Genomic DNA, 24,381 nt, shown 5'->3' with positions numbered 1-24,381 from the left:
TGCATTCTGGGATGGAGTCGCCGGGCGCGGTGAAGGCGCCTTTGGTCGGAGCGTCGAAGGGGGACGGCTCCGCGCATCGTCTTGAGGGAGCCTTGGGGCTCACGGGATGCAGCACGGCATAACGAGGAGGGAGTTCAGCCCTATCGTGATTCTCGATTTTTCTCAAGCCCTCAACCGGGACCGGCACGACCCGCCCCCGGGACGCGCCTATCAGCGGCGGCGCAGGCGAACGTAGAGGGCCCCGGCTCCGCCGTGGTGACGGGCCGCTTCCTCGAAACCGAGCACGATGCTGCGCAGCTCGGGCGCGCGCAGCCAATGCGGCACGCTGCGGCGCAGGACCCCGCGCTCCGAGAAGGCGTCGTTGTAATCCATCCCACCCTTGCCCGTGACGACGAGCACATGGGTGTGGCCGGCTGCCCGTGCCCGCATGAGGAACCCGGTCAGCGCGCCGTGGGCCTGGGCCTGGTACATCCCGTGGAGATCGATCCGGGCATCGACCTGGAGCGCACCGCGCCGAAAAGCGAGACGGACGCGGCGCTCGAGCCCGGGCGCCAGGGCGGGAGCCGCGGCCGGCGGGGCGACGACGGGAGCGGGGAGGGCCGGAGGCGGATTGGGTTTCAGGGTGACGCGTTTCGCCGGCGGCTTCACGGCCGGCTTCGCAGGCGTCGCGGACGAAGGCTTGTGAGCCGGCTTCGCACCGGCCTTCGGCAGCGGCGTGGCGGGCGGATTGGCGTCCGGCGCTTTCGGCTTGGGCTTGGACTTCGCGCGCAGGGGCGTGATCAGGCGGGCGATCTCACCCCACAGGTAAGCGTCCTCGCCGGAGAGGCCACGGGGTCGGCGGGGGAGTCTCATGGTTGGGTCGGGGCGAGGGCAGGGGCCTTCGGGGGGACCTCGGCGGGGGCCTTCGGGGGGACCTCGGGAAAGGCCTTGGCCTCGCCGGAACGGGGCAGCAGCACGACGAAGCCGGCCGTCGCCCGCAGGTTGCCGGCGGCGACACCCGCAGCCTCGCCGGTGCCGAGGTAGAGATCGCCCCGGGCCGGGCCGACGATGGCCGAACCGGTATCGGCCGCGATGGCGAGGCGCGCGGTCCGGGAATCGCCGGCGGCTTCGAGCCAGAACGGCAGGCCGTAGCGCCACAGGGTGGAATCCACCGCGAGGCTGTGTCCGGGGCTCAGCGCGACGCCGGCGGCCCCCGGGGGGCCGAGCGACGGGTCCTCGACGGGCGCCAGCTTGAAGAAGATGTACGATTCGTTGCGGCGCATCAGGCGGCGGGCCGTCTCGGGGTTGTCCCGCAGCCAGCCCGTCCAGCGCGCCAGGGTGAGGCCGTCCAGGGGCAGGTGGCCCTCGGTGACGATGAGTTTGCCGATGGAGGTGTAGGGCCGGCCGTTGCGCCCGTCATAGAGCACCCGCACCGTCCGGCCGTCGGTCAGGCGCACCCGCCCCGACCCCTGGACCTGCAGCACGAACAGGTCGACGGGGTCGAGCCAGAGCAGCGCCTTGGCGACCTCCCCCAGGGCTCCGTCCTCGATGGCGGCGCGGGTGGGATAGGGGGCCAGCCCCGTCTCCGTCCGGCGCGCGGCGCGGAGCGCCGGATCGAGGCCCGTTCGGATCTCGCCGGGCTCCAGGCTCACGAGGTCGTCGGGCCGGGCGAGGACGGGCGCGGTGAAGCCCGGAGCCGCGACGGACGAGCCCGTGAGTTCCGGCTCGAAATACCCGGTCAGGAATCCCGCCCGGCGCTCGGGAACGCCGTCAACCGCGGGGCGGACGATCCGGTAGGCGTCGAACGCCGTAGCGAAGAAGGCGGCCGCGCCCTCGGGCGGGACGGCGGCGGCGCGGGCGCAGGCCGCCGCGAGATCGCCCGCATCGCCGGCGACCGACGGCGCCATCGGGACGGGGGCCGCCGCGCAGGTCCGGCGGAAGGCTTCGAGGGCACGGACCGGATCGGGACCGGGAAAGCCCGGCAGGCGCGCGAGGTCAACCCCCTCCAGCACCGCTCCGCCCAAGACCCTTCCGCCCAAGCGCAGCGGCTCGGCCGCGTGGGCGACCGAGCCGGGGAGGGGAGGGCAGAGGGCGAGGGCGGCCAAGGCCGCGCCGAGGGCGAGTGGTCGCACGCGGTCCGGAGGGGTCAGGCGCCGGCTTCGGTGGCGACGAGCTGCCAGTTCGGGTCGCGGGTGCCGAGCGTCCGGGCGAAGGTCCACACGTCGGGCACCTCCACCACGGTCTCGGCGCTGCCGTCGATCACCTGGCCCTGCGCGTTGCGGGTCGCGGTGATGAGGTGGGACAGGAAGTGTACCGTCACCTGGGCGACGCGGTTCTTCACGTCGACGGCGACGATCTCGGCCTTGTCGAGGGAGACGAAGGTGGTCTCGACCACTTCCTTCCGGCCCTCGCGGGCGTCGATCTCGCGCTCGAAGCCTTCGCAGACCTCCCGCGAGAGCAGGCTGCGCAGAGTCTTGCGGTCGCCCTTGGCGAAGGCGATCACGATGGCCTCGTAGGCCGACTTGGCACCCTCGACGAAGCCGCGCGGATCGAAACCGGGCTCCACCTGCACCACCGCTTCGAGGCCGTTGGCGATGGCCGAGCCCGGCTCGGCGATGCCGCGCCAGTCGCGGACCTCCGCCTTGGGTGCCGCTTGGCTCCGGTCGGCCGGCGCACGGTCGGCGCCGGGCAGGCGAACCACGTTGTCGCCCTCCGTCCGGTTGGCCGGGGGCTCCGTGCGGCTGCGGTCCACGGGCTTGAACGGCGAGCGTTCCGCTCCGGTCTTCTGGCCGAGCACCGAGCGCAGCCGCCAGATCACGAACACCGCCAGGGCGAGGAAGATCAAGGTCGTCAAGTCGAAGGAGTCCTGCATCACCGATCCTGATCGTGGCCGTCGCACGACAGCTGAAGTTCGAGGGGCTCCGGAAACCCCGCATCCCGCGCGTTGCGAGTCCGTTACCAAACTCCCGCACCAAACTTCCGTCGCACCGTCGCGCCCGGAGCCCGATCCAACCATGGATCCGGCCATGGGCGGGAGTTTTGCCAGCACTCTTAGCCGAGGCCCGCGCCGGGAGCGAGCCGGGTCGTTCAACCCGACCCGTCGAGCGCGCCCGCCGCAACGCCGTGGTGCGTTCTCGGCCTGCCGCGTTGTCCGGGATATGGTGCGTGCCCGGCCCGGTTCCAGCCGCCGCCCGCCGGCGCCTTGTTCGCACCGGATGGGCATGATAGCGCGCTCTCGCACCGGATGGGTGGTCGCAACCGTCGCAAGCACACAAGAACTGGCTCGGTCGCCGGCCCGCATGTGCTCCCAAGGATCGCGCCCCCAGGGCTCTTGAGAAGGACGACAACGCCATGGCCGACACATCGGCACCGAACGGGAACGGTGGCGCCACGGCGCAGGCCGAGGACCAGCTCCCCGCCATCAACGCCCTGGGGCAATACGCCAAGGATCTCTCCTTCGAGAATCCGAACGCCCCGCGCTCGCTTCAGCCCCAGGAATCCGCGCCGCAGATCAACATCCAGGTCAACGTCAACGCCAAGCAGCTCGCCGAAGAGGACTTCGAGGTCGAGCTGACCCTGGAGGGCGACGCCAAGACCGGCACCGAGGTGCTGTTCGCGTTCGAGCTGACCTATGCCGGCATCTTCCGCATGCGCAACATCCCGCAGGACCAGCTGCATCCGGCCGTGATGATCGAGTGCCCGCGCCTGCTGTTCCCGTTCGCGCGCCAGATCGTCGCCGAGGCCGTGCGCAATGGCGGCTTCCCGCCGCTCTACATCGACCCCATCGATTTCGTCGGCCTCTACCGCCAGAAGGCGATGGAAGCGCAAGGCGCCGAGACCGGCCCGCTCTCGTCCTGAGCCCGAGCGGTTCCCCGACGTCACTTCGTCGAGCGAACGCTCTTTGCCCCGGCCTCACGGCCGGGGCTTTTCTTTGCCGTATCGTCCCCGTCGCAGACCGTGGTCCTGTGCCGGAATGAAGCTGGAACAGCACGACGCCCGGCCGGTTACCCGCCTTTCGCGCAGGAGGGGCCTATGACGGACCAGGAGAACCGGACACTGACCGTCTCCGAGCCCGGGGCCGTGCCGTGGCTCAGTGTGGTGTTCGGCTACGGACCGATGCTGCCCTTCGCAGCGGGCGCGGCGGCCGCGTGGTGGCTCGGCGGGGTCTGGGGCGAGCTGGCTCTGTCCCTCACCACCCTGTGGGGCTGCGCGATCCTGCTGTTCCTCTCCGGCGTCCGGCGCGGCCTTAGCTTCCGCACGGAGGGCGGTCCGACCTGGGTCCAGATCGCCACGATGCTGGCCCTGTTCCTCCTCGGCTTCTGCGCCCTCGTGCTCACGACCGGCGGCGCGACCGGCCCCGCGCTCATTCTGCTCATCGTCGGATTCGCCGGGATCGCCGTGCTCGATCCCATCGCGGCGCGCCGGGGCGAAGCGCCCCTGTTCTTCGCGCGCCTGCGTCCGCTCCAGATCCCCATCGCGATTCTGAGCCTTTGCGCGCTCCTCGCCCTGAAGCTGTAGATCGGCGCCGCACTCGGTCCGGGTGCCGGCCGCGCTCGTGATGCCGGCCGCGCTTGCCGCCCCGGTCCCCCCGCGATAGAGCCCGCGCAACCCTTTCAAGCCGTCCGCAGAGCGAAACCACCATGGCCAAGGCCGATTCAAACAAGGCCGACACCCTGAAGCCGCGCCTGCCGCGCGGGTTCGTCGACCGCCGCGCGGACGAGATCGCCGCCCAGCACCGGATGCTGGAGACGATCCGCCAGAGCTTCGAACTCTACGGCTTCGAGGCCCTCGAGACCCCGTTCGTCGAATACACCGAGGCGCTCGGCAAGTTCCTGCCCGACCTCGACCGGCCGAACGAGGGCGTGTTCTCGTTCCAGGACGACGACGAATCCTGGCTGTCGCTGCGCTACGACCTCACGGCGCCGCTGGCCCGCCACGTCGCCGAGCATTTCGATTCCATCCCCAAGCCCTACCGCAGCTTCCGCGCCGGCTACGTCTTCCGCAATGAGAAGCCCGGCCCGGGGCGCTTCCGCCAGTTCATGCAGTTCGACGCCGACATCGTCGGGGCCGGCACCGTCGCGGCGGATGCCGAGATCTGCATGCTCATGGCCGACACCCTGGAGAAGCTCGGGCTCACCGGCCAGTTCGTCGTCAAGGTGAACAACCGCAAGGTGCTCGACGGCGTCATGGAGGCCATCGGCCTCGCGGGCGCCGACAAGGCGGGCCAGCGCCTCACCGTGCTGCGCGCCATCGACAAGCTCGACCGCCTCGGGCCCGACGGCGTGCGCGACCTTCTCGGTGCCGGCCGCAAGGACGAGAGCGGGGACTTCACCAAGGGCGCCGGCCTCGATGCGGCGGCGGTGGAGCGCATCCTCGCCTACGTCTCGTTCCAGTCCGCCCCCGTGGAGGGCGCCGACCGCATGGCGTTCTGGGAACAGTTCTTCGGCACCTGGACCGAGGTGGTGGGCGATTCGGTGACCGGCCGCGAGGGGATCGCCGAACTCCACGCGATGATGCGCCTGTGCGCGGCGGCCGGCTACGGCTTCGACCGGATCCGCGCCGACCCCAGCGTGGTGCGCGGCCTCGAATACTACACCGGCCCGGTCTACGAGGCGGAGCTGACCTTCCCGGTCGTGAACGAGGACGGCCAGACCGTGCGCTTCGGCTCGGTGGCGGGCGGCGGGCGCTACGACGGTCTCGTCGGGCGGTTCCGCTCGGAGCCGGTGCCGGCCACCGGCTTCTCCATCGGCGTCTCGCGCCTGTTCTCGGCGCTCCAGCTCACCGGGAGCCCGTTGCTGGAGGGCACAAGCAAGCCCGGCCCCGTGGTCGTGCTGGTGCTGGATCGTGAAAACATCGCCGATTACCAGCGCCTCGTCGCGGCCTTGCGCGGCGAAGGCATCCGGGCCGAGCTCTACCTCGGTGGCTCGGGCATGAAGGCGCAGATGAAGTACGCCGACCGGCGGGGTTCCCCCTGCGCCATCATCCAGGGCTCGAACGAGCGCGAGGCCGGCGAGGTCCAGATCAAGGACCTCATCGAGGGCGCCAAGGCCGCCGAGGGCATCAGCAGCAACGCCGAGTGGAAGGCCGCCCGGCCGGCGCAGTTCTCGGTGCCGGAGGCCGAGATGGTCGCGCGGGTGCGCGAAGTCCTGGCGCGGCACTACTAGGGCACCGCCTCGGTGAACGATGCCAAGCGAAAGGGCGGGGGGACGCATCCCCCCGCCCTTTCGCGTTTCGTCGTCACTCCGTGTGGATTCGGGTTTTAGCTGCCGGGCTTCCACACGGCGTCCGAGACCACCAGGGGCTTCGGCAGCAGGCCGAGGCGGTGGAAGGTGTCGGCCACGGCCTGCTGGTCGGCCACGGTGCCGGCGTCGAGGGGCGTGACCCCGTAGGTGAGGCGCTTGAGGGCGACGGTGAGGATCGGGGCCGGGATGCCCACGGACGGCGCGAGTTCGGCCGCGACCGCATCGGTGTTGTCCTTGGCCCAGGCGTCGATGGTCCCGATGGCCGCCAGGGTGGTGTCGAGGACGGCGCGGTTGACGGCGGCGTCGGCGAAGGGGCGGCGCGAGAGGTAGAACTGCCGGTTCGGCACGAGGCCCTCACCGGTGACGAGGGTGCGTGCGCCCGTCGCCCGCTCGCCGGAGGCGAGGTAGGGGTCCCAGATCGCCCAGGCGTCGACGGAGCCGCGGGCGAAGGCCGCCGCCGCGTCGGCGGGTCCGAGGAAGGCGAGCTTCACCGCATCGTAGGGGATGCCCGCCGCTTCGAGGGCACGCACGAGGAAGTAGTGGACGTTGGAGCCCTTGTTGAGGGCGATGGTCCGGCCGCGCAGGTCGGCCACGGTGCGGATCGGGCTGTCGGCGGCGACGAGGATCGCTTCGCCCCGCGGCGCGGCCGGCTCGTGAGCGACGTAGACGAGATCGCGGCTCGCGGCCTGGGCGAAGATCGGCGGCGCCTCGCCGGCCGAGCCTAAATCGATGGCTCCGGCATTGAGCGCTTCCATCAGGGGCGGGCCCGACGGGAATTCCGACCACGTCACGCGGTAGCCGAGCGGCTTCAGACGCTCCTCCAGCAGGCCCTTGCCCTTGAGGAGCACGAGGGTGCCGTACTTCTGGTAGCCGATCCGGATCACCTTCTCGTCGGCCCGGGCCTGGAGGGTGAACAGCATCAGGAACGAGAGGGCGGCGGCGAACCACGCCCAGGCGCCGACGGATGGGACTCTCGGGGCGACGAGGGCATGGGTGGTGGCGCGTGGCATGGACGTTCTTCCGACAGGGGGAGGGGACGGGATTCGGTGGACACCGGAAGCGCGCTCCTCCCCCTCGCGGGGAGGAGTCGGAGGTGGGGGTGGCCGGGCGCTCCTCATCGAGCCAGGACTTCACTGTGCGGAGGCCGGCGGAACCACCCCCACCCTCGATCCCTCCCCGCAAGGGGAAGAGAGGTGCGTCCTCAGTGCGCCGACACCCGGCGGGGCACGATGTCGTTGGCCATCACCTCGCCGAAGGGCCCGTCGTTGCGGGCGTTGCTCGGGGCGACGCCGGTGGTGGCGCGCAAGGGGAGCTTCGGGAACACGAGTTCGGCGAAGCGGTAGGCTTCCTCGAGGTGCGGGTAGCCCGACAGGATGAAGCGATCGATGCCTAGATCGATATACTCCTTCATCCGGTCGGCGACCTGATCCGCGGAGCCGACGAGGGCGGTGCCGGCGCCGCCGCGCACGAGGCCGACGCCGGCCCAGAGGTTGGGCGAGACCTCGAGCTTGGTGCGGTCGCCGCCGTGGAGCGCCATCATCCGGCTCTGGCCGACGGAATCCTGGCGCTTCAGGGTGGCCTGCGCCTTGGCGATGGTCTCGTCGTCGAGGCGCGAGATCAGGTTCTCGGCGGCCGCCCAGGCCTCGCCCTCGGTCTCGCGGACGATGACGTGCAGGCGGATGCCGTACGAGAATGTTTTGCCTTTCCGGTCGGCGGCCTCCCTGGCCTTGGCGATCTTCTCGGCCACGCCGGCCGGGGGCTCGCCCCAGGTCAGGTAGACTTCGCAATGCTCGGCCGCGACCTCGATGCCGGCGGGGGAGGAGCCGCCGAAATACAGCGGCGGGTAGGGCTTCTGCACGGGCGGGAAGATCACCCGGCCCTCCTCGACCTTGAGGTGCTTGCCTTCGTAGCTGACGGTCTCGCCGGACATCAGCCCGCGCCAGATGTGCAGGAACTCGTCGGTGACGACGTAGCGCTCGTCGTGATCGAGGAACACGCCGTCGCCGCGCAGCTCCACCGGATCGCCGCCCGTGACCACGTTGATGAGGAGGCGGCCGTCGGAGATCCGGTCGAGGGTGGCGGCCATGCGGGCGGCGACGGCCGGTTCCTGCAGGCCGGGGCGCACGGCGACGAGAAAGCGCAGGCGCTGGGTCAGGGGGACGAGGGCGGAGGCCACCACCCAGGAATCCTCGCACGAGCGGCCCGTGGGTAGGAGCACGCCATAATAGCCGAGCTCGTCCGCCGCCTGCGCGATCTGGCGGAGATACGGCAGCGTGACTGCGCGCGCGCCCTCCTGGGCACCGAGGTAGCGGCCGTCGCCGTGGGTGGGCAGGAACCAGAGGACGTCGGTCTGACCGGTCATGGGAAACTCTTTCGGATGAGGGGCGAAAGCGCGGCCGAAGCCGGCGCTTGGTTCTGCAGGATGCCCGGCTCAGGCCGGCGCTTGGTTCTGAAGCAGATGGTCGAGGATGCGGCCTTCGAGGGCCGCGAGGTCCGGGTCGCCGCGCCGGCGCGGGCGGGGCACGTCGACCTTCACGTCGAGGGCGATGTGCCCGTTCTCGACGACGAGGATGCGGTCGGCCATGGCCACGGCCTCGGCGACGTCGTGGGTGACGAGGAGGGCGGTGAAGCCCTGTGCCTGCCAGATCGCCTCGATCATCGCCTGCATGTCGATGCGGGTGAGGGCGTCGAGGGCCCCGAGGGGCTCGTCGAGGGCGAGCAGGCCGGGGCGGGAGACGAGGGCGCGGGCGAGCGCCACGCGCTGACGCTGGCCGCCGGACAGGGTGGCGGGCCAGTTGGCCGACTTGTCGGTGAGGCCGACCTCGGCCAGCGCGCTCGCGGCCCGCGCCCGGCGCTCGGCCCGGGTGCCGGTTTCGCCCAAGCCCACCGCGACGTTGTCCACCACCTTGGCCCAGGGCAGGAGGCGCGGCTCCTGGAACATGATGCGCTTCGGGGGCGCCCGCACGGCGTCGGATTCGAGGACGACGCGGCCGGCGCTCGGCTGCTCCAGGCCGAGGATGAGGCGCAGCAAGGTGCTCTTGCCGCAGCCCGAACGGCCGACGACGGCCACGAACTGCCCGGCCGGGATATGGAGGTCGAGGCCGGCGATGACCGTATGCCCGTCGAAGGATTTCGACAGGTCGCGGACGGTGACGGCGAGGCCGCCGGTGGCCTCGGGCGGCCGGGCGCGGGGGGCGGTACCCTTCGCCGGCCGATCGGCGGGCTTCTGAACGGGGACGGTTTCGGGCGCGGCGTCGTGGACGCGCAGGGCGGTGGCGGTCATGGCCGGGTCCGTTGGAGTTCTTCGAGGGCTTGGAGCGAGGCGGCGCCTCAGACGGTCCGGTAGGCGGGATTCCAGGCGAGACAGGTGCGCTCGAGCCAGCGGGTGAGCACGTCGGCGAGCTTGCCGAGGCCGGCATAGATCACGATGGCCAGCACCACGACATCGACGAGCATGAACTCGCGTGCCTGCATGGCCATGTAGCCGAGCCCCGACGAAGCCGAGATGGTCTCGGCAACGATGAGGGTCAGCCACATGATGCCGAGCGCGTAGCGCAGGCCGACGAAGATCGACGGCAGGGCGCCGGGCAGGACCACGCGGGTGAACAGGCTCCACGACGACAGGCCGTAGACCCGGCCCATCTCCACGAGCTGCGGATCGACGGAGCGGATGCCGTGCAGCGTGTTGGCGTAGACGGGGAAGAACACGCCGAGCGCCACGAGGAAGAGCTTGGCCTCCTCGCCGATGCCGAACCACAGGATCACCAGGGGAATGAGGGACAGGTGGGGCACGTTGCGCACCATCTGCACGGTGGTGTCCGTGAGCCGGTCGGAGGCGCGCGACAGGCCGTTGGCGAGGCCGAGCGCGAAGCCGATGCCGCCGCCGACGGCGAAGCCCGCCAGCGCCCGCAGGGTGCTGACCCAGAGGTTGGCCCAGAGTTCGCCCGTGCGGCCGAGCTGCCAGCCCGCCGCGATCACATCCAGGGGCGCCGGCATGAACCGGGTCGAGACGAGGCCGGCCGAACTCGCCGCCTGCCAGCCGAGCACGATGCCGAGGGGCAGGAGCCAGGGGACGAGGCGCTGGGCGGCGCCGTCACGCAGACGCGTGGAGAGCCGCGGCGCGGAAAGGGAGGGACTTGCCATGGGATGTCAGCCGTTGGGAGGGACCGCCCATACGGCGTCGCGGACGCGGATGGGCTTCTCGGGGTCAGGCCTGCGCCGATGCGGGGCGGGGCCGCCTTCGGATCACCGGGCGGCGCCGGCCACGGCACGGACGCCGCCACGCGCGGCCGAGGCGTGAATGAGCTGGCTCGCGAGCTGGCCCGCCGCATCGGAGACCCGCGCGCGCACGCCGGGATCCGTCAGGGCCCCATCGGTGAAGTCGGCATCGGACGCGTAGACGGCGGTCGGCAGGGCGAGCGCCCCGAAGAATCCGAACAGGGGCCGGAAGGCGTGCTCGACCACGAGGGCATGGCGGGCGCCTCCGCCCGTGGCGACGATGGCCACGGGCTTGCCCGTGAGCGCCGTCGGATCGACGAGGTCGAACAGGTGCTTGAACAGGCCCGTATAGGCGCCCTTGTAGACGGGCGACCCGACGATGAGGGCGTCGGCGCCCTCGATGGCCTCGACGATGCGGCGCGCCGGGAGGGACAGGTCCTGGCGCGACCAGGCCGCGCCGAGGGCGGTGCCGGCATCGACCATGTCGAACAGCTGGATCTCGGCCTGGATCTGCGTCTCGGTCTGGGCGGCGACAGCCTCGACGAGGCTGCGCGTCTTCGAGGGGCGCTGCAGGTTCGCGCTGAAACCGACGATGCGGGGGCGGGTCATGAATGTTCCGATCGAACAGCTTTTCGGAGGACAGACAGCGTCGCTCGAAGCAACTCTGTGTTCACGAAAAGATGTCCCACGGTCACCCGTCGGTCAATGAAACGTTCCCTCAAAGATACCCCAGAGCGAAGACGAACACTCTTCGATCCCGGACGAGAAGAGAATATTGTTTTGTCCGCGGCCGAGGGGCTCCGAAACCGAGAGGGCACTGCACCATCGGTGCGGACGGTTCAGCTGTCGGGTGCGTTGGCATCGAGCCAGGCGACGGCCCCCGTCAGGTCGAAGCCGTGGCGGGTGCCGAAGGCGAGCACCGCGTCGCGACGCATGCGCCCGTCGAGGACCGCGGCGAGGGCGTAGAGGGTCAAGGAACGCGTGCCGGAGCGGCAATGGGCGACGACGGGACCGGGGGCAGCCCGCAGGCTCGCGCGAAACGCATCGATCTCGGGCCGCCCCAGGGTGGCCCCCGTCACCGGCAGGTGGTGATAGGCGAGGCCCGCTTCCTGCGCGGCGGCGGCCTCGGCCTCAGTGCCGGGCTGGCCGGGCTCCTCGCCGTCCGGCCGGTTGTTGATCAGGGTGGTGACGCCCGCGCGTCCGAGCGCAGCGATCTCGTCGAGGGCCGGCTGACCCGCGACCGAGACGGTGTCGTCGATTCGGGTGAGGCGCATGGGTCAGGCCGTTCCGTCTTCGCCGAGATAGTCGCGCCAGACGGAGGCCGGGCCGAGGGTGGCGAGGAAGGCGGCGTGGCGGGCGCTCTCGTCCGGGGTGAGTCGGTGGCGCAGGCGGCGCGGGCCGATGGGGGCACCGTCCTCGGCCAGCGCCGGCCCGGTCTCGGCCGGAATTTCGGCGACGGCGAGCCCGAGGCTGGTCTGCTTGCCGCCGAGCAGCTCGACATAGACCTCCGCCAGGATCTGCGAATCGAGCAACGCCCCGTGCTTCGTGCGCCGGGTGGTGTCGATGCCGTAGCGCACGCACAGGGCGTCGAGGGTGTTGGAGGCGCCCGTGTGCTTGCGCCGCGCGAGTTGCAGAGTGTCGATGACGGCGGCGAGGTCGATGGGCGGTGGGGCCGCGGCGCCGAGGCGGGCGTATTCCATGTTGAGGAAGCCGACGTCGAAGGGCGCGTTGTGGATCACCAGGGGGGAGTCGCCGCAGAAGTCGCGGAACTCGTCGACGATGTCGGCGAAGAGCGGCTTGTCGGCCAGCATCGCATCCGAGATGCCGTGCACCCCGAAGGCGCCCTGGGAAACCGGCCGGGTGGGATTCACGAGTTTGTGGAAGACCTTGCCGGTCTGCACGTGGTTGATGAGCTCGACGCAGCCGATCTCGATGAGGCGGTCGCCGTTCTTGGCGTCGGTGCCGGTGGTCTCGGTGTCGAGGACGATCTCACGCAGCATCGCTTGGGGTCCATGGGGCCGGGGGTCGCGACGACCATGCGCCGGAGACCGGGCCGGTTCAAGGCGGCGGTGGCATCCCGCGCAGACGGTCCAGGATCGCATCGACCTCGGCCTCGGCATGGGCGAAGCCGAGGCCGGTATCGAGGACGAAATCCGCCCGGGCGCGCTTCTCGGCGTCGGGCAGCTGCTTGGCGAGGATCGACGCGAAGGTCGCCGCGTCCATGCCGGGCCGGGCCAGCACCCGTTCGCGCTGAACCTCGGCCGGCGCCGTGACGACGAGGACCGCGTCGCAGCGCGCGTCCCCGCCCGTCTCGAACAGGAGCGGGATGTCGAGGACGACGACGGGGGCCTGCGCGTGGGCGGCGAGAAAATCGGCACCGGCCCGGCGCGCCAGGGGATGGACTAGCCGCTCCAGGGCGGCGAGGCGCTCCGGGTGGCCGAGCACTTCGCCGCGCAGCCGCTCGCGATCGACGGACCCGTCGGGGGCCAGAACGCCGGGAAATTCCCCCGCGATGGCGTGGGCCGCCGCGCCGCCGGGTGCGTAGAGGGCATGGACCGCCGCATCCGCATCGTGGACGGGAACGCCGCGTGCGGAAAACATCGCGGCGGTGGCGGATTTCCCCATGCCGATGGAGCCGGTGAGGCCGAGGACGAGGGGGCGGCTCACGAACCGGCCTTCGATCCGGCTTTTGGGCCGACGATATCGGCGACGAGGCGCTCGCGCAGGGCCGCCGTCACGGCCGGATGCACGCCGAACCAGCGTGCGAAACCCGGCACCGCCTGATGCAGCAGCATCCCGAGTCCGTCGACGGCGGCCAGGCCCCGGGCACGGGCGGCGGCGAGCAACGGCGTCTCCAGGGGCACGTAGACGATGTCGGCGACGCATGCCGTGGCGGGCAGGGGCGTCAGGTCGAGATCGAGGGCGCCATGGCCCGCCATGCCGAGGGAGGTGGTGTTGACGAGAAGCCCGGTTCCGGGGAGCGCGGCGGGCAGGTCGGCCCAGTCGCAGGCGGCGACCCGTTCTGGATCGAGGGCGACGAGAGCCTCCGCCCGGGCGCGGGTGCGGTTGGCTACCCGGATTCGGCTCAGGCCGCGCTCCAGCAGGCCGACCACGATGGCGCGGGCCGCGCCCCCGGCCCCGAGCACAAGGGCGGCGCCGCCCATGCGCTCCACCCAATCGGCGCCGAGACTCCGGTCGAGATGGGCGATGAAGCCCGGCGCGTCGGTGTTGTCCCCCCACAGGCGTCCGTGCGTGTCGAAGAACACGGTGTTGACCGCGCCGATCTTCTCCGCGCGCGGCGTCAGTTCGTCTACGAGGCGAGAGGCCGCCTCCTTGTGCGGGATCGTGACGTTGCCGCCCGCGAATCCGTGTTCGCGAAGGGTCAGCAGGAAATCCGGGAACGCGTCCGGGGCCACGTCGACGCGCGCGTAGGTCCCCGCGATCCCGTGCTCGGCGAGCCAGTGACCGTGGATCAGGGGCGAGCGCGAATGGGCGATGGGATGCCCGACAACGAAGGCCTTCGTCACACCACGTCCTCCGAGGCCAGGATACAGGCGGGGCCGTCCGCCCCTTCGATCTGCACCGTCGCGTGCCCGATGCCGAAGGTCTTGCGCAAGTCCTCGGCGAGGCCGAGCAGGAAGGCGTTGCCCGGGTGGCCTCCCGGCATGACGAGGTGGACGGTCAGCGCGATCTCGGTTGTGCTCATCGGCCAGATGTGGAGATCGTGGAGCGCCGACACCCCCGGCCGGGCACCGAGGAAGCCGCGCACGGCCTCCGGGTCGATCCCCGGCGGCACCGCCGAGAGGGCCATGATCACGCTGTCGCGCAGGAGGCCCCAGGTCATCCAGACGATGAGGCCGGCGATGGCGAGACTGACCGCGGGGTCGATCCACGCGGCTCCCGTGAGCACGATGGCGAGGCCGGCCAGCACCACCCCGAGGGACACGGCGGCATCCGCCACCATGTGCAGGTAGGCGCCGCGGATGTTGATGTCGCTGCCCTTGCCGGAGGCGAACAGCCAGGCGGTGATGCCGTTGATGACGATACCGATGCCGGCCACCACCATCACGGTGACGCCCGCCACGGGCTCGGGGGCCAGGAGCCGGAGGATCGCCTCCCAGATGATGGCGCCCGTGGCGACCAGCAGGAACACGGCGTTGAACAGGGCGGCGAGGATCGAGGAGGAGCGAAGCCCGTAGGTGAAGCGCGGGCTCGGAGCGCGCTTCACCAGCACCGAGGCGATCCAGGCGACGACGAGGCCGAGCACGTCGGAGAGGTTGTGGCCCGCATCGGCCACGAGGGCCATGGATTGCGAGGCGAAGCCGTAGCCGGCTTCGACGATCACGAACCCGGTGTTGAGAACGATGCCGATGGCGAAGGCCCGGCCGAACGAGGCCGGGGCGTGGACGTGTCCACCCCCATGGCCACCGCCGTGATGACTCCCGCCGTGGCTGTGCCGATGCCCGTGATCGTGGCCCGCATGATCATGACCGGCGTGATCGTGGGGGTGGTCGTGTCCGGCCATGGGGGTCTCCGTGGCGCTGCCCGGCGGCGCCGTCGCGGCCGGGAAGAAACCCTGTGCGCGAGGCGTCTCGCGACGAGGCCTTAGCCGCGATCCGTCGGTCCATCCAGGGCGGATGACGACGCGGTCGTCCCGTCCGCGCGATGGCCTCGGCCGAGCCAGGCCTAATCGAGGAAACCCTGGAACACCGTCAGGACCAGCGGAATGGCGAGGCCGGCCAGGATGGTCTGGACCGCCACGATCCCCGCCATCAGCGGTGCGTCGCCGCCGAGCTGGCGCGCCATGATGTAGGAGGACGAGGCGGTGGGGAGAACCTGGAAGATCAGGGCGGTCACGGCGGCGGGGCCGTGGAGGCCGACGGCGCGGCAGGCCAGCACCGTCGCCACGGGCATCAGCACGAACTTGACGGCCGACGACACCAGGACCGGGCGCATCCAGGTCCGCGCCGCCGACAGGTCGAGGGCGGCTCCGACACAGAGCAGGCCCAGCGGCAGGGACGCCTGCCCCAGCGCCTTGAGCATCGGCTCGATCCCCGGCGGGAGGTGCAGTCCCGACGCCTGGAGGAGGATGCCACCGAAGCACGCGATCACCAGGGGATTGAGGGCGAGCTGGCGGGCGAGGCCGGCCGGTCCGGGCCGTTCGCCGGTGCCGAAGCGGGCGAAGACGAGCACGCACAGGATGTTCACCGTGGGCACGATGGCGGCGTTCGCCACCGCCGCGAGGGCGAGCCCTTGCGCACCGAACACCCCGATCGCCGCCGAGACGCCGACGTAGTTGTTGAAGCGGATGCCGCCCTGGAACACCGAGGTGAAGGACGCCCCCTGGAAGCCGAGGCGTGATCGCGCCAGGAGCAGGATCGCCGCGACCGCGCAGGTGGAGACCACCAGCACCACGACCAGGGCCAGCACCGGCACGCCGTCCAGCCGCGCCGTCGTGAGCCCGTGCACCATCAGGAACGGCAGCAGCACGTAGTAGCTGAGGCGTTCGGCCTGGGGCCAGAAGCCCTCGCCGAGGAAGCCGACGCGGCGCAATGTGGCGCCCAGCGCGATCAGCAAGCCGATGGGCACCAGGGCGAGGAGGACGGACCCGATCATCGCGGGCCGCCGGAGACCGGAGCGGGCATCTAGAACGCCAGGAGCCGTCGGGCGCGCAGGCGGGCGAGCAGGGGCAGCAGGGGCAGGCCCAGGATGGTGGTGTGGTCGCCCGCGACCTCCGCGAACAGATGGATGCCGAGGCCCTCGAGCTGGTAGGCGCCGACGCTGGACATGGCGCCGGGTCCCGCGAGCGCCACGTAGGCCGCGATGGACGCCGCATCGAGGGGCCGCAAGGTGAGGTGCGCCGTCTCGACGAAGGTGTCTGGCGCGTGCACCCCGTCGATCAGGGCCACGGCGGAATGCAGGTGGTGGGTGCGCCCGGCGAGACGCGCGAGCTGCGCGCGGGCGACCGCCGCGTCGGCGGGCTTGTGGAACACGACGCCGTCGCAGGCGAGCACCTGATCGGCCCCGACGACGATCCGGCCCGGCGCACGGGCGGCCACCGCCTCGGCCTTGGCGAGGGCGAGACGCAGGGCGAGGTCGGACGGAGCGAGCCCCGCACAAGCGGCCTCGATGGCGCGCTCGTCGACACTGGGGCTTTCGGTTTCGACGGTGAGGCCAGCCCCAGCGAGGAGCGCGCGCCGGGTCGGGCTGGTGGAGGCGAGGAGGAGCGGCGCGGCGCCGCGCCATAGCGGGGAGGGGGAATCCATCGCTCCAGTGTCACGGATCGCCGCGCCTCGACAAGATGCGCTCGATTTCAGCGGCGCATGCTGCGGAAGCGGCAGTACCGGCCGTTGTCCTGGAACCCGCCCGGGCATCTGGCGACGCAGGCGCCCGCCGCGAACTTGAGAGGCGGCCGGCAGGAATATTTGTGGCTCTTGTTGCGGTACTGGTAATCCTGCGCCCGGCCGGCCTCGGCGGGGGAGACGGACGTGCCGACGATCAGAGCGAAGAGGGCGGCGCAGGCGAGACGGTTGGGCATCGGGCATCCTGAAGTGACGGATCGCAGGGTCAACCCGCGTGGGTTCCCGTTGGTTCGCGCCCTCAGGTGGCGATGAACTTCAGCCGGTGCTCGCGGTGCAGGTCGAGGATCGCCGCGGCGGTCTCCTCGATGGAGCGGCGCGTCACGTCGATGGTCGGCCAGCGGTGCTTGGTGCACAGGCGCCGGCACGCCGCGATCTCGTCGGCCACGGCCGAGCGGTCGACGTAGAGGGAGGAATCGTCGGCCTTGAGGCTGAGGAGCCGGTTCTGGCGGATCTGCACGATGCGCTCGGGGCTTGCCAGCAGCCCGACGAGGAGCGGCTTTCGCGCGTTCTCCAGGGAGGCCGGCAGCGGCATGCCGGGCACCAGGGGAAAGTTCGCGGTCTTGAGGCCGCGGTTGGCGAGGTAGATGGCGGTCGGCGTCTTCGAGGTGCGGCTGACGCCCACCAGGATCACGTCGGCCTCGTCGACATCGAGGGGCAGATTGCCGTCGTCGTGCGCCAGGGTGAAGTTCATGGCGTCGATGCGCTTGAAGTACTCGGCGTTGAGCATGTGCTGCGCGCCCGGTCGGGCCGTCGAATCCGCGCCGAGGTAGGATTGCAGCAGGGCGTGCACGGGCTGGAGCACGGACAGGCACGGCGAGCCGGTCTCGCGGCAGGCCGCCTCCAGGCGCTCGGTGAGGTCGTGGCCGACCAGGGTGTAGAGCACGAGGCCGGGCGCCGCCTCGATCTCGGAGATCACCCGTTCGAGCTGCGGACCCGAGCGCACCAGGGGGTAGACGTGCTCGATGGCCGAGACGCCCTCGTACTGCGCGGCCGCCGCGCGGCCCACGTTGATCAGGGTCTCGCCGGTGGAATCCGACACGAGGTGGAGGTGGAAGTAGCTGCGGCTCATCGAGAACTCTGTCTCCTCGGAATCAGGAGACAAGGAGCGTGCCGGCCTTGTCCACCGCTTGCGCCTTGGGGGAGTCGATGAATGTGGATAAGCCGGCTCGCCACCGGGGTCCAGGCGGGACCCACCCCGTGTTGTCGACTCTCGCGTCCACACGCCGTCCGACGCACGTCGACCGGACGCGGTTTTGGGAGAATCAGGGACCGACCGGCGCCCAGCCGCGCGGACCGCCTCGCAAGGCACTGTCCGGCATCGTCTATCCGGGACATTGCTCGCAATCCGTTAAAGCCCTCTTAACGCCGTGGCGGCGGGGACGGCCTGTGGACGCTTTTCCACTCCCGTCATCCAGCCCTCTAAAAGAAAAAACAGAGTCCTAGAATCTCTCTTTCCTTTTAGAAGGGCCGTGTGGGGATCGATCCGTCGCGACCTCCTCGAGCGGAGATCAGAACGGTTTTCGAGGGGGAGACAGCCGGGCCATCGGTGCTACATACCGGTCACGGGATTTGGGTGTCGGAGATCGGATGAGCCAGGGTGATGGGGCGGACCGCGTGGTCCTGCGGGTGCTCTCGGGCGAGGCGCAGAAGCGCCCCCCCGCCTGGATGATGCGTCAGGCCGGCCGCTACCTTCCCGAGTACCGGGAAGTCAGGGCGAAGGCCGGCTCGTTCCTCGACCTCTGCTACAACCCGGATTTCGCCACCGAGGTCACCCTCCAGCCGATCCGCCGCTTCGGCTTCGAGGCGTCGATCCTGTTCTCCGACATCCTCGTGATCCCCGATGCCCTCGGCCAGGACGTGCGCTTCGTCGAGGGCGAGGGGCCGCGCCTCGATCCACTCGCCGGCCGGGCCGAGTTCGAGCGCCTGCGCCAGGCCGACGATCCGGCGATCTTTTCGCATCTGGCCCCCGTCTTCGAGACGGTGCGGCGGCTCCGTGCCGAGCTTCCCCATGAGACCACGCTGCTGGGTTTCTGCGGCGCGCCCTGGACGGTGGCGAGCTACATGATCGGCGGGCGCGGCACGCCCGACCTTGCGCCGTCGCGGGCGCTCGCCCGCCACGACACGGCCCTCGTCGAAGCGCTCATCGACCGTCTCGTCACCGTGCAGACCGAGTACCTCGTGCGCCAGCTCGAGGCCGGGGCCGACGCCGTGCAGATCTTCGAATCCCATGCCGGGTCGCTGCCCGACGTGCGCGGCGCCTCCGAACCGGAGGAAGCGCCCGTCAACGAGGTCGCCGAGAGCGCCCTGCCGGAGGGCACCCCGCGCGACGCCCTGACCCGCTGGTCGCTCCAGCCCATCGCCCGGATGATCGCCGGCGTGCGCGCCCGGGTGCCGGGCGCGAAGATCATCGTGTTCGCCCGGGGCTCGGGCCTCGACGGCCACGCCCGTGTGGTGCCGGAGACGGCGGCCGATGCCGTGGGCGTCGACTGGTCGGTGGATCTGGCGGCGCTCAGGGGCCGTGTGCCGGCCACCACGGTCACCCAGGGCAATGTCCACCCCGAGACCCTCATCGAGGGCGGAGCGGCCCTGGACGCCGCCGTGGACGGCGTGCTGGCGGCGACGGATGGCCTGCCGCACATCTTCAACCTCGGCCACGGCATCACGCCGCAGACGCCCATCGCCCATGTCGAGCAGATGCTGAAGCGGCTTCGCGGCTGATGGACGGCCTCTACCTCTGGATCAAGGCGCTCCACGTCGTCGCCGTCATCTCGTGGATGGCGGCGATGCTCTATCTGCCGCGCCTGTTCGTCTACCACGCCTCCCTGGTGCCCGGACCGCACGCGCAGGCGCAGTCCGAGACCTTCAAGGTGATGGAGCGGCGGCTCCTCAAGGCGATCATGACGCCGGCCATGATCGCCACCTGGATCTTCGGGCTGATCCTCGTCTGGCAGAGCGGCTACTACGCCGCCGGCTGGCTCCAGGCGAAGGTCGCCCTCGTGCTCGCCATGAGCGGCATCCACGGCTGGCTCGCCCGCATGGTCAAGGATTTCGCCGCCGACCGGAATACGCGCGGCCACAAGTTCTACCGGGTGCTCAACGAAGGACCGACCCTCCTGATGGTCGCCATCGTCGTGCTGGTGGTGGTGAAGCCGGGGCTGTGGGGGTGATCCGCCGGACCTACCCTTGGTCTACTTGTAAGGGAGTATCTTAAAAGCTACAAAAGATCGTGGCGACTATTCTCCGGCATCCGAATTTCGTCGCATGGTTCGATGCCCTTCGCGACGATCGCGCGCTGACCCGGATCGCCGTTCGGATCAGGCGGCTCGAACTGGACAATCCGGGGGATGTCAAACCGGTCGGTGAGGGCGTCAGTGAAATGCGGATCGATTACGGACCGGGCTATCGAGTCTATTTCCGGCGGACCGGCTCGGACATCACGATCCTTCTCTGCGGCGGCGAAAAATCAACACAAGCGCGGGACATCGAGACCGCGAAGCGGCTGGCGCGCGAACTGCGATGATCGTTGGTAGGGTAAAGCTATGACCATCGAACTGAAGCCCTGGGACGTGGCCGAGTATCTCGACACTCCGGAACGCATCGCACTCTACATCGAAGCCGTCATCGACGATGGCGACCCCGCACTGCTTGCGGCGACCCTCGGAGATATCGCGCGCGCGCGGGGCATGGCTCAGATCGCCAGGGAGACCGGGCGTTCGCGCGAAAGCCTGTACCGGGCGCTCTCCGACAAGGGAAACCCTGAACTCACCACGTTGATGGGAGTTTTGAAGGCCCTTGGGCTGCAGCTGAGCGTCAAACCCATCACCCCCGCAGCGACCTGACCCCGCCTCAAGGACCACCATGTCCCCGATCCTGTCCGCTGCCCTCGCCGGGATGACCCTGGCCCTCGTCGCGACGACCGCGCAGGCCGCGAGCTTCCCGTGCGACAAGGCCGAGGCGGCCGACGAGAAGGCCATCTGCGCCACCCTCGTCCTCAACGACCGCGACGTGGAGATGGCCACCCGCTTCGAAATCCTGCGCGCCATGCTGCCCATGGGCGGCAATGCCAAGCTGCGCGAGGACCAGGAAACGTGGCTCGCCGAGCGCCGCGCTTGCGAGGCGGACGTCGCCTGTCTCACGCAGGCCTACGACGCCCGTCTGAAGACCCTGCGGGCGGTGTTCTCGGAATTCGCCAAGCAGGGGCCGCTCTGAGGCGCCCTCAACCCAAACGGGCGAGAAGCCGGTCCATCAGCGGGTTGTCCGGCGTGAAGGCGTAATCGATCTTGCGCACGCTGACCGAGCCGGCTCCGGCCTTCACCAGGGCGTCGGCCAGATCGAACACCGCGTCGACGGGGCAGTGCAGCACCATCTCGCCCCGTCCCTCGGGGGCGCCGTAGGGCAGTTCGGCGTCGTGCAGGGCGGAGATGCCGGCGAGATCGATGTCGCCGTCGTCCGGCATGGCGGCGCGGACCTCGCGGGTGGTGCGGGCCCGCTCCTCGGCCTGGATGCGGCCGAGCACGGCCCGCAGGGCGTTGCGCGGGCTCGGGCCCCAGGCGGCGTTGAGGGAGGCGACGAGGTTCGCCTCCGAGCGCAGGATGATCCCGTCGTCGAGGATCTTCAGGGCGTTGGCGGCCAGCGTCGCGCCCGTGGTGGTGATGTCGACGATGATCTCGGCCGAGCCCGCCGCCGGCGCGCCCTCGGTGGCGCCGAGACTCTCGACGATGCGGTAATCCGCGACCCCGTGCTCGGCGAAGAACCGCCGGGTGAGGTTCACGTATTTCGTGGCGATGCGCAGGCGCTTGCCGTGGCGCACCCGCATCTCGGCCGCGACCTCGTCGAGGTCGCTCATGGCCCGCACGTCGATCCAGGCCTGGGGCACGGCGACCACGACGGTGGCTTGGCCGAAGCCCAGCGGGGTCAGCAATTCGACCTGGCCGCGCGCCTCGGGCAGGGATTCGCGGATGAGATCCTCGCCGGTGATGCCGAGATGGGCCGCGCCCGAGGCCAGTTGCGCCGCGATCTCGGACGCCGAGAGGTAGCGGACCTCGACGCCCGGCACGCCGACGAGCTTGCCGCGATAGTCGCGAGCACCGGTGTTCTGCGCGAGCTTCAGTCCGGCGCGGGCGAAGAAGGCGGCGGCGTTCTCCTGCAGGCGCCCCTTGGAGGGCACGGCGAGGACGAGGGGATCGGTCATCGGCGCCGGCTCACGGGTGGGAAGTGTCGGATGTTTGGGAGGTGTTGGAAGGGGCGACCCGCGAGAGCCAGACGGCGCAGCCGACGGCCGGCACCGGGATCGGACTGCCGAGATGCTGCAGGAGGCCGTCGTAGCGGCCACCGCCGACGAGGGGCGGCCCGGAGGGGCCTGCCGCCGTCACCTCGAAGATGAAGCCGGTGTAGTAGTCGAGGTTGCGCGCGAACCCGCCCGAGAAGGCGAAGCGCTCGACGGACAGTCCCCGCGCCGCCATGAAGCCCGTGCGCTCCTCGAACAGACCGAGCGCCGCCTCGAGGGGCGGATGGTCGAGGCCGGCCGTGCGGATGAGCTCGCGCATGGCGAGTGCCGCTGCGTCGGGATCGCCCGCGATGGCGCGGTAGCGCTCGACGAGGGCGCGGTTCTCCGGGTTGAGGCCGGCGCCGCCGCTCGCCTGGGCGGCGGCCTTCGACAGGAAGCGCTCGGCGATCTCGCCGGCGCTGCGTCCGCCGACCCGCGAGATGCCCGCGATGGACAGCACGTCCTCCACGAAGGCGCGCACCCCCCTGGGGTCCTGGCCCTGGATCGCCGCGAGGAGGCCCGCATGGGGATCCTCCTGGCGCACGCCGTTGGTGACCTCGTCGAGCGACCGGCCGGCCGCGATGGCCCGCAGGGTCCGGCGCTTGGCGGCCGGGGGCACGGCCAGCGCGTCGAGGAGTGCGTCGAGGAGACCCATGTCGCCCAGCCGCACGGCGACGTCGCTGCGGCCCAGGGAGGAAAGGCCCTCCAGCGCGAGGCCGAGGACCTCGGCATCCGCCGCCGGAACGTCGGTGCGGCCGATGGATTCGATGCCGGCCTGCAGGAATTCGTCCGGCTCGTCGCGCCCGAGGCGGAACACCGGCCCGCAATAGCTGTAATCGGCCGGTCCCGCGGTGCCGTGCGCGAGATGGTGGCGACAGACGGGGATCGTGAATTCCGGCCGCAGGCACAACTCGGCGCCGCCGGCATCCTGGGTCACGAAGATGCGGCGGCGAATGTCCTCGCCCGACAGTTCGAGGAACGGCTCCACGGGCTGAAGCACCGGCGGGGTCACGGCGCCGTAGCCCGCATCCGCGAACTGGGCGAGCAGGCGCGCCGTGCCGTGCGATCGTCCGCCGGCTATCGCGCCGCCGGGTTCCGGGTTCATCATGGGTCCGCCCGCCTCGTCATCGCGCCCTCGTAGCAACCGGAATCCGGCTTGGCGACCGTCGTATCGACCGTGGCGACTAGAGCCAGCCCTGCAATTCGCGCCGGACCACGGTCTCGATCACCTTGAGGCCCAATGCGCCGTCGTTGAGGCACGGGATGTAGGCGAAGCGCTCGCCGCCATTGTCCTCGAAATAGTGCCGGTTCTCGCCGTCGAGCTCTTCCAGGGTCTCGAGACAATCGGCCGAGAAGCCCGGTGCCACGATGGCCATGCGCTTCACCCCGCTTTTGGCCAGCTCCTGCACGGTCTCGTCGGTGTAGGGGCGCAGCCATTCCTCGTTGCCGAAGCGCGACTGGAAGGTGGTGCGCATCTTGTCCGTCGAGAAGCCCAGGGCTTCCCGCACGAGGCGGCCGGTCTTCACGCACTGGCAATGGTAGGGGTCGCCCTTGAGGAGGTAGCTCTTCGGCACCCCGTGGAACGAGGTCAGGATCACCTCGGGCTCGAAGTCGAGCTTGGCCAGCCCCTCGCGGATCGAGGTGGCGATGGCGTCGATGTAGACCGGATCGTCGTGATAGGGCGCCGAGACCCTCAAGGTCGGCTGCCAGCGCATCTTCATCAGGGCCTTGAACGCCTGGTCGCAGGCGGTGGCCGAGGTGGCGGCGGCGTATTGCGGATAGAGCGGCACGAGGAGGATGCGGTCGCAGCCCTGGTCGAGGAGCGCCTGGATGCGCTTGTCCATCTCGGGCTTGCCGTAACGCATGGCCCAATCGACCACGACTTGGTCGCCCATGGCCGCCTGAAGACCCTCGGCCTGGCCCCGGGTGATGGTCTTCAGCGGTCCCTCGTCGCGCTCGTTGTTCCACACGCTCGCGTAGTCGCGGCCCTTCGGCCCCGGGCGCTTCGTCAGGATGATGAGGTTGAGCAGCGGCCACCAGATCAGGCGCGGCACCTCGATCACCCGGCGGTCCGACAGGAACTCCTTGAGGTAGCGGCGCATGGGCCAGTAGCTCGTGCCCTCGGGCGTGCCGAGATTGGTCAGGAGCACGCCGATGCGGCCCCAGCGCACGGGCGGATGCTCGGCGGGGAGCGGTGCGGTGCTGGTCTGGAGCGGCATGCTGTCCTGCAGGGACGTCGGGGCGACGCGTTCGGTCATCGGGTTTCCGGAATCGCCGCAGAGGCGGAAAAGTTGTGCAAACGGGGATATCTATC

General features: G+C 70.6%; 28 protein-coding genes. 8 read left to right on the top strand and 20 right to left on the bottom strand.

Translation table 11 applies throughout. The features are described 5' to 3' along the window. Positions 1 to 210 precede the first annotated feature (210 nt). The 3 genes from ASF25_RS18085 to ASF25_RS18075 all read right to left on the bottom strand — a co-directional run bounded on the left by ASF25_RS18085 (position 211) and on the right by ASF25_RS18075 (position 2,851). The gene (locus tag ASF25_RS18085; protein ID WP_056266740.1) at positions 211 to 852 is read right to left on the bottom strand and encodes a Smr/MutS family protein; all 642 of its coding nucleotides are present in this window, start codon (positions 850 to 852) and stop codon (positions 211 to 213) included. Beyond that, entirely contained in the window at positions 849 to 2,024 is a 1,176-nt protein-coding gene (locus ASF25_RS18080) for an MltA domain-containing protein (protein ID WP_244473092.1), read from the bottom strand. The genes ASF25_RS18085 and ASF25_RS18080 overlap by 4 nt, the downstream gene beginning before the upstream one ends. 101 nt (positions 2,025 to 2,125) lie before the next feature. Continuing rightward, the gene (locus ASF25_RS18075) at positions 2,126 to 2,851 is read right to left on the bottom strand and encodes a Tim44/TimA family putative adaptor protein (RefSeq protein WP_056306293.1); all 726 of its coding nucleotides are present in this window, start codon (positions 2,849 to 2,851) and stop codon (positions 2,126 to 2,128) included. Between the two features lie 479 nt (positions 2,852 to 3,330). Here ASF25_RS18075 and secB point away from each other — a divergent pair, with 479 nt between their 5' ends. The 3 genes from secB to hisS all read left to right on the top strand — a co-directional run bounded on the left by secB (position 3,331) and on the right by hisS (position 6,143). Further along, positions 3,331 to 3,837: a protein-export chaperone SecB gene (secB, locus tag ASF25_RS18070; RefSeq protein WP_056172521.1), complete on the top strand. Its 507-nt coding sequence runs from the start codon at positions 3,331 to 3,333 to the stop codon at positions 3,835 to 3,837. A 174-nt stretch (positions 3,838 to 4,011) separates the two neighbouring features. Next, positions 4,012 to 4,497: a DUF3429 domain-containing protein gene (locus tag ASF25_RS18065; RefSeq protein WP_056172524.1), complete on the top strand. Its 486-nt coding sequence runs from the start codon at positions 4,012 to 4,014 to the stop codon at positions 4,495 to 4,497. A 122-nt stretch (positions 4,498 to 4,619) separates the two neighbouring features. Continuing rightward, a complete protein-coding gene (hisS, locus tag ASF25_RS18060) occupies positions 4,620 to 6,143 on the top strand; it encodes a histidine--tRNA ligase (RefSeq protein ID WP_056306291.1) in 1,524 nt (507 codons plus the stop codon). A 95-nt stretch (positions 6,144 to 6,238) separates the two neighbouring features. Here the strand turns inward: hisS and ASF25_RS18055 are convergent, their stop codons facing one another. The 14 genes from ASF25_RS18055 to ASF25_RS17990 form a co-directional block, all read right to left on the bottom strand. Beyond that, complete coding sequence (locus ASF25_RS18055; RefSeq protein WP_244473091.1) at positions 6,239 to 7,141, bottom strand: sulfonate ABC transporter substrate-binding protein; 903 nt, start codon at positions 7,139 to 7,141, stop codon at positions 6,239 to 6,241. A 281-nt stretch (positions 7,142 to 7,422) separates the two neighbouring features. Further along, positions 7,423 to 8,583, bottom strand: a complete 1,161-nt coding sequence (gene ssuD / locus ASF25_RS18050; protein ID WP_056266749.1) for an FMNH2-dependent alkanesulfonate monooxygenase — start codon at positions 8,581 to 8,583, stop codon at positions 7,423 to 7,425. A gap of 69 nt (positions 8,584 to 8,652) precedes the next feature. Then, on the bottom strand, positions 8,653 to 9,504 hold the full coding sequence (locus ASF25_RS18045) for an ATP-binding cassette domain-containing protein (protein WP_056306289.1): 852 nt from the start codon (positions 9,502 to 9,504) through the stop codon (positions 8,653 to 8,655). 47 nt (positions 9,505 to 9,551) lie between these two features. Next, entirely contained in the window at positions 9,552 to 10,364 is an 813-nt protein-coding gene (ssuC, locus tag ASF25_RS18040; protein ID WP_056172542.1) for an aliphatic sulfonate ABC transporter permease SsuC, read from the bottom strand. A 102-nt stretch (positions 10,365 to 10,466) separates the two neighbouring features. Beyond that, positions 10,467 to 11,048 (bottom strand): FMN reductase, encoded by a 582-nt coding sequence (gene msuE / locus ASF25_RS18035; protein WP_056172546.1) that lies wholly within the window; start codon positions 11,046 to 11,048, stop codon positions 10,467 to 10,469. Between the two features lie 230 nt (positions 11,049 to 11,278). Continuing rightward, positions 11,279 to 11,713 (bottom strand): TIGR01244 family sulfur transferase, encoded by a 435-nt coding sequence (locus ASF25_RS18030; protein WP_056266753.1) that lies wholly within the window; start codon positions 11,711 to 11,713, stop codon positions 11,279 to 11,281. A gap of 3 nt (positions 11,714 to 11,716) precedes the next feature. Further along, a complete protein-coding gene (dnaQ, locus tag ASF25_RS18025; protein WP_056172552.1) occupies positions 11,717 to 12,439 on the bottom strand; it encodes a DNA polymerase III subunit epsilon in 723 nt (240 codons plus the stop codon). A 58-nt stretch (positions 12,440 to 12,497) separates the two neighbouring features. After that, positions 12,498 to 13,106, bottom strand: coding sequence for a dephospho-CoA kinase (coaE, locus tag ASF25_RS18020; protein ID WP_056306287.1), 609 nt, complete (start codon positions 13,104 to 13,106; stop codon positions 12,498 to 12,500). After that, on the bottom strand, positions 13,103 to 13,966 hold the full coding sequence (locus tag ASF25_RS18015; RefSeq protein WP_056306285.1) for a shikimate dehydrogenase: 864 nt from the start codon (positions 13,964 to 13,966) through the stop codon (positions 13,103 to 13,105). Before ASF25_RS18015 ends, coaE begins: the two co-directional genes overlap by 4 nt. After that, on the bottom strand, positions 13,963 to 14,964 hold the full coding sequence (locus tag ASF25_RS18010) for a cation diffusion facilitator family transporter (RefSeq protein ID WP_056266761.1): 1,002 nt from the start codon (positions 14,962 to 14,964) through the stop codon (positions 13,963 to 13,965). The genes ASF25_RS18015 and ASF25_RS18010 overlap by 4 nt, the downstream gene beginning before the upstream one ends. Before the next feature lie 161 nt (positions 14,965 to 15,125). Next, entirely contained in the window at positions 15,126 to 16,055 is a 930-nt protein-coding gene (locus ASF25_RS18005) for an AEC family transporter (protein WP_056306283.1), read from the bottom strand. A 29-nt stretch (positions 16,056 to 16,084) separates the two neighbouring features. Next, positions 16,085 to 16,705 (bottom strand): Maf family protein, encoded by a 621-nt coding sequence (locus ASF25_RS18000; RefSeq protein WP_056306281.1) that lies wholly within the window; start codon positions 16,703 to 16,705, stop codon positions 16,085 to 16,087. 47 nt (positions 16,706 to 16,752) lie between these two features. After that, the gene (locus ASF25_RS17995; RefSeq protein ID WP_056266765.1) at positions 16,753 to 16,977 is read right to left on the bottom strand and encodes a hypothetical protein; all 225 of its coding nucleotides are present in this window, start codon (positions 16,975 to 16,977) and stop codon (positions 16,753 to 16,755) included. 62 nt (positions 16,978 to 17,039) lie between these two features. After that, the gene (locus tag ASF25_RS17990; RefSeq protein ID WP_056172573.1) at positions 17,040 to 17,870 is read right to left on the bottom strand and encodes a pyruvate, water dikinase regulatory protein; all 831 of its coding nucleotides are present in this window, start codon (positions 17,868 to 17,870) and stop codon (positions 17,040 to 17,042) included. A 518-nt stretch (positions 17,871 to 18,388) separates the two neighbouring features. Between ASF25_RS17990 and ASF25_RS17985 the strand changes: the two genes are divergently transcribed. The 5 genes from ASF25_RS17985 to ASF25_RS17965 are packed head-to-tail and all read left to right on the top strand — an operon-like array spanning position 18,389 to position 21,010. Then, on the top strand, positions 18,389 to 19,519 hold the full coding sequence (locus ASF25_RS17985) for a uroporphyrinogen decarboxylase (RefSeq protein WP_056172576.1): 1,131 nt from the start codon (positions 18,389 to 18,391) through the stop codon (positions 19,517 to 19,519). Then, entirely contained in the window at positions 19,519 to 19,968 is a 450-nt protein-coding gene (hemJ, locus tag ASF25_RS17980; RefSeq protein ID WP_056172579.1) for a protoporphyrinogen oxidase HemJ, read from the top strand. The genes ASF25_RS17985 and hemJ overlap by 1 nt, the downstream gene beginning before the upstream one ends. Positions 19,969 to 20,027: 59 nt before the next feature. Continuing rightward, positions 20,028 to 20,321 (top strand): type II toxin-antitoxin system RelE/ParE family toxin, encoded by a 294-nt coding sequence (locus tag ASF25_RS17975; RefSeq protein ID WP_056172581.1) that lies wholly within the window; start codon positions 20,028 to 20,030, stop codon positions 20,319 to 20,321. Positions 20,322 to 20,340: 19 nt separating this feature from the next. After that, positions 20,341 to 20,640: an addiction module antidote protein gene (locus ASF25_RS17970; RefSeq protein ID WP_056172582.1), complete on the top strand. Its 300-nt coding sequence runs from the start codon at positions 20,341 to 20,343 to the stop codon at positions 20,638 to 20,640. 19 nt (positions 20,641 to 20,659) lie between these two features. Beyond that, on the top strand, positions 20,660 to 21,010 hold the full coding sequence (locus tag ASF25_RS17965; protein ID WP_056172585.1) for a lysozyme inhibitor LprI family protein: 351 nt from the start codon (positions 20,660 to 20,662) through the stop codon (positions 21,008 to 21,010). Positions 21,011 to 21,017: 7 nt separating this feature from the next. Here ASF25_RS17965 and hisG read toward each other — a convergent pair whose 3' ends face one another. From hisG to hemH, 3 genes are all read right to left on the bottom strand, one after another. Continuing rightward, a complete protein-coding gene (hisG, locus tag ASF25_RS17960) occupies positions 21,018 to 21,992 on the bottom strand; it encodes an ATP phosphoribosyltransferase (protein WP_056172589.1) in 975 nt (324 codons plus the stop codon). 10 nt (positions 21,993 to 22,002) lie between these two features. After that, positions 22,003 to 23,175 (bottom strand): ATP phosphoribosyltransferase regulatory subunit, encoded by a 1,173-nt coding sequence (locus tag ASF25_RS17955; protein WP_056306280.1) that lies wholly within the window; start codon positions 23,173 to 23,175, stop codon positions 22,003 to 22,005. Positions 23,176 to 23,251: 76 nt separating this feature from the next. Beyond that, complete coding sequence (hemH, locus tag ASF25_RS17950; RefSeq protein ID WP_056172594.1) at positions 23,252 to 24,325, bottom strand: ferrochelatase; 1,074 nt, start codon at positions 24,323 to 24,325, stop codon at positions 23,252 to 23,254. Positions 24,326 to 24,381: the final 56 nt, after the last annotated feature.

This window comes from Methylobacterium sp. Leaf100 (genome assembly GCF_001422845.1).
Lineage (GTDB): Bacteria > Pseudomonadota > Alphaproteobacteria > Rhizobiales > Beijerinckiaceae > Methylobacterium.
The sequence above is the reverse complement of the archived record's forward strand: the minus strand, read 5'-3'. Positions and strand labels throughout refer to the sequence as shown.

Bases quoted from the DNA above. Each gene is read 5' to 3' on its own strand.
- ASF25_RS18085 (WP_056266740.1), bottom strand. From the start codon at position 852: ATGAGACTCCCCCGCCGACCCCGTGGCCTCTCCGGCGAGGACGCTTAC.
- ASF25_RS18075 (WP_056306293.1), bottom strand. From the start codon at position 2,851: ATGCAGGACTCCTTCGACTTGACGACCTTGATCTTCCTCGCCCTGGCG.
- secB (WP_056172521.1), top strand. From the start codon at position 3,331: ATGGCCGACACATCGGCACCGAACGGGAACGGTGGCGCCACGGCGCAG.
- ASF25_RS18065 (WP_056172524.1), top strand. From the start codon at position 4,012: ATGACGGACCAGGAGAACCGGACACTGACCGTCTCCGAGCCCGGGGCC.
- hisS (WP_056306291.1), top strand. From the start codon at position 4,620: ATGGCCAAGGCCGATTCAAACAAGGCCGACACCCTGAAGCCGCGCCTG.
- ASF25_RS18055 (WP_244473091.1), bottom strand. From the start codon at position 7,141: ATGCTGTTCACCCTCCAGGCCCGGGCCGACGAGAAGGTGATCCGGATC.
- ssuD (WP_056266749.1), bottom strand. From the start codon at position 8,583: ATGACCGGTCAGACCGACGTCCTCTGGTTCCTGCCCACCCACGGCGAC.
- ASF25_RS18045 (WP_056306289.1), bottom strand. From the start codon at position 9,504: ATGACCGCCACCGCCCTGCGCGTCCACGACGCCGCGCCCGAAACCGTC.
- ssuC (WP_056172542.1), bottom strand. From the start codon at position 10,364: ATGGCAAGTCCCTCCCTTTCCGCGCCGCGGCTCTCCACGCGTCTGCGT.
- msuE (WP_056172546.1), bottom strand. From the start codon at position 11,048: ATGACCCGCCCCCGCATCGTCGGTTTCAGCGCGAACCTGCAGCGCCCC.
- ASF25_RS18030 (WP_056266753.1), bottom strand. From the start codon at position 11,713: ATGCGCCTCACCCGAATCGACGACACCGTCTCGGTCGCGGGTCAGCCG.
- dnaQ (WP_056172552.1), bottom strand. From the start codon at position 12,439: ATGCTGCGTGAGATCGTCCTCGACACCGAGACCACCGGCACCGACGCC.
- ASF25_RS18010 (WP_056266761.1), bottom strand. From the start codon at position 14,964: ATGGCCGGACACGACCACCCCCACGATCACGCCGGTCATGATCATGCG.
- ASF25_RS18005 (WP_056306283.1), bottom strand. From the start codon at position 16,055: ATGATCGGGTCCGTCCTCCTCGCCCTGGTGCCCATCGGCTTGCTGATC.
- ASF25_RS18000 (WP_056306281.1), bottom strand. From the start codon at position 16,705: ATGGATTCCCCCTCCCCGCTATGGCGCGGCGCCGCGCCGCTCCTCCTC.
- ASF25_RS17995 (WP_056266765.1), bottom strand. From the start codon at position 16,977: ATGCCCAACCGTCTCGCCTGCGCCGCCCTCTTCGCTCTGATCGTCGGC.
- ASF25_RS17990 (WP_056172573.1), bottom strand. From the start codon at position 17,870: ATGAGCCGCAGCTACTTCCACCTCCACCTCGTGTCGGATTCCACCGGC.
- ASF25_RS17985 (WP_056172576.1), top strand. From the start codon at position 18,389: ATGAGCCAGGGTGATGGGGCGGACCGCGTGGTCCTGCGGGTGCTCTCG.
- hemJ (WP_056172579.1), top strand. From the start codon at position 19,519: ATGGACGGCCTCTACCTCTGGATCAAGGCGCTCCACGTCGTCGCCGTC.
- ASF25_RS17970 (WP_056172582.1), top strand. From the start codon at position 20,341: ATGACCATCGAACTGAAGCCCTGGGACGTGGCCGAGTATCTCGACACT.
- ASF25_RS17965 (WP_056172585.1), top strand. From the start codon at position 20,660: ATGTCCCCGATCCTGTCCGCTGCCCTCGCCGGGATGACCCTGGCCCTC.
- hisG (WP_056172589.1), bottom strand. From the start codon at position 21,992: ATGACCGATCCCCTCGTCCTCGCCGTGCCCTCCAAGGGGCGCCTGCAG.
- ASF25_RS17955 (WP_056306280.1), bottom strand. From the start codon at position 23,175: ATGATGAACCCGGAACCCGGCGGCGCGATAGCCGGCGGACGATCGCAC.
- hemH (WP_056172594.1), bottom strand. From the start codon at position 24,325: ATGACCGAACGCGTCGCCCCGACGTCCCTGCAGGACAGCATGCCGCTC.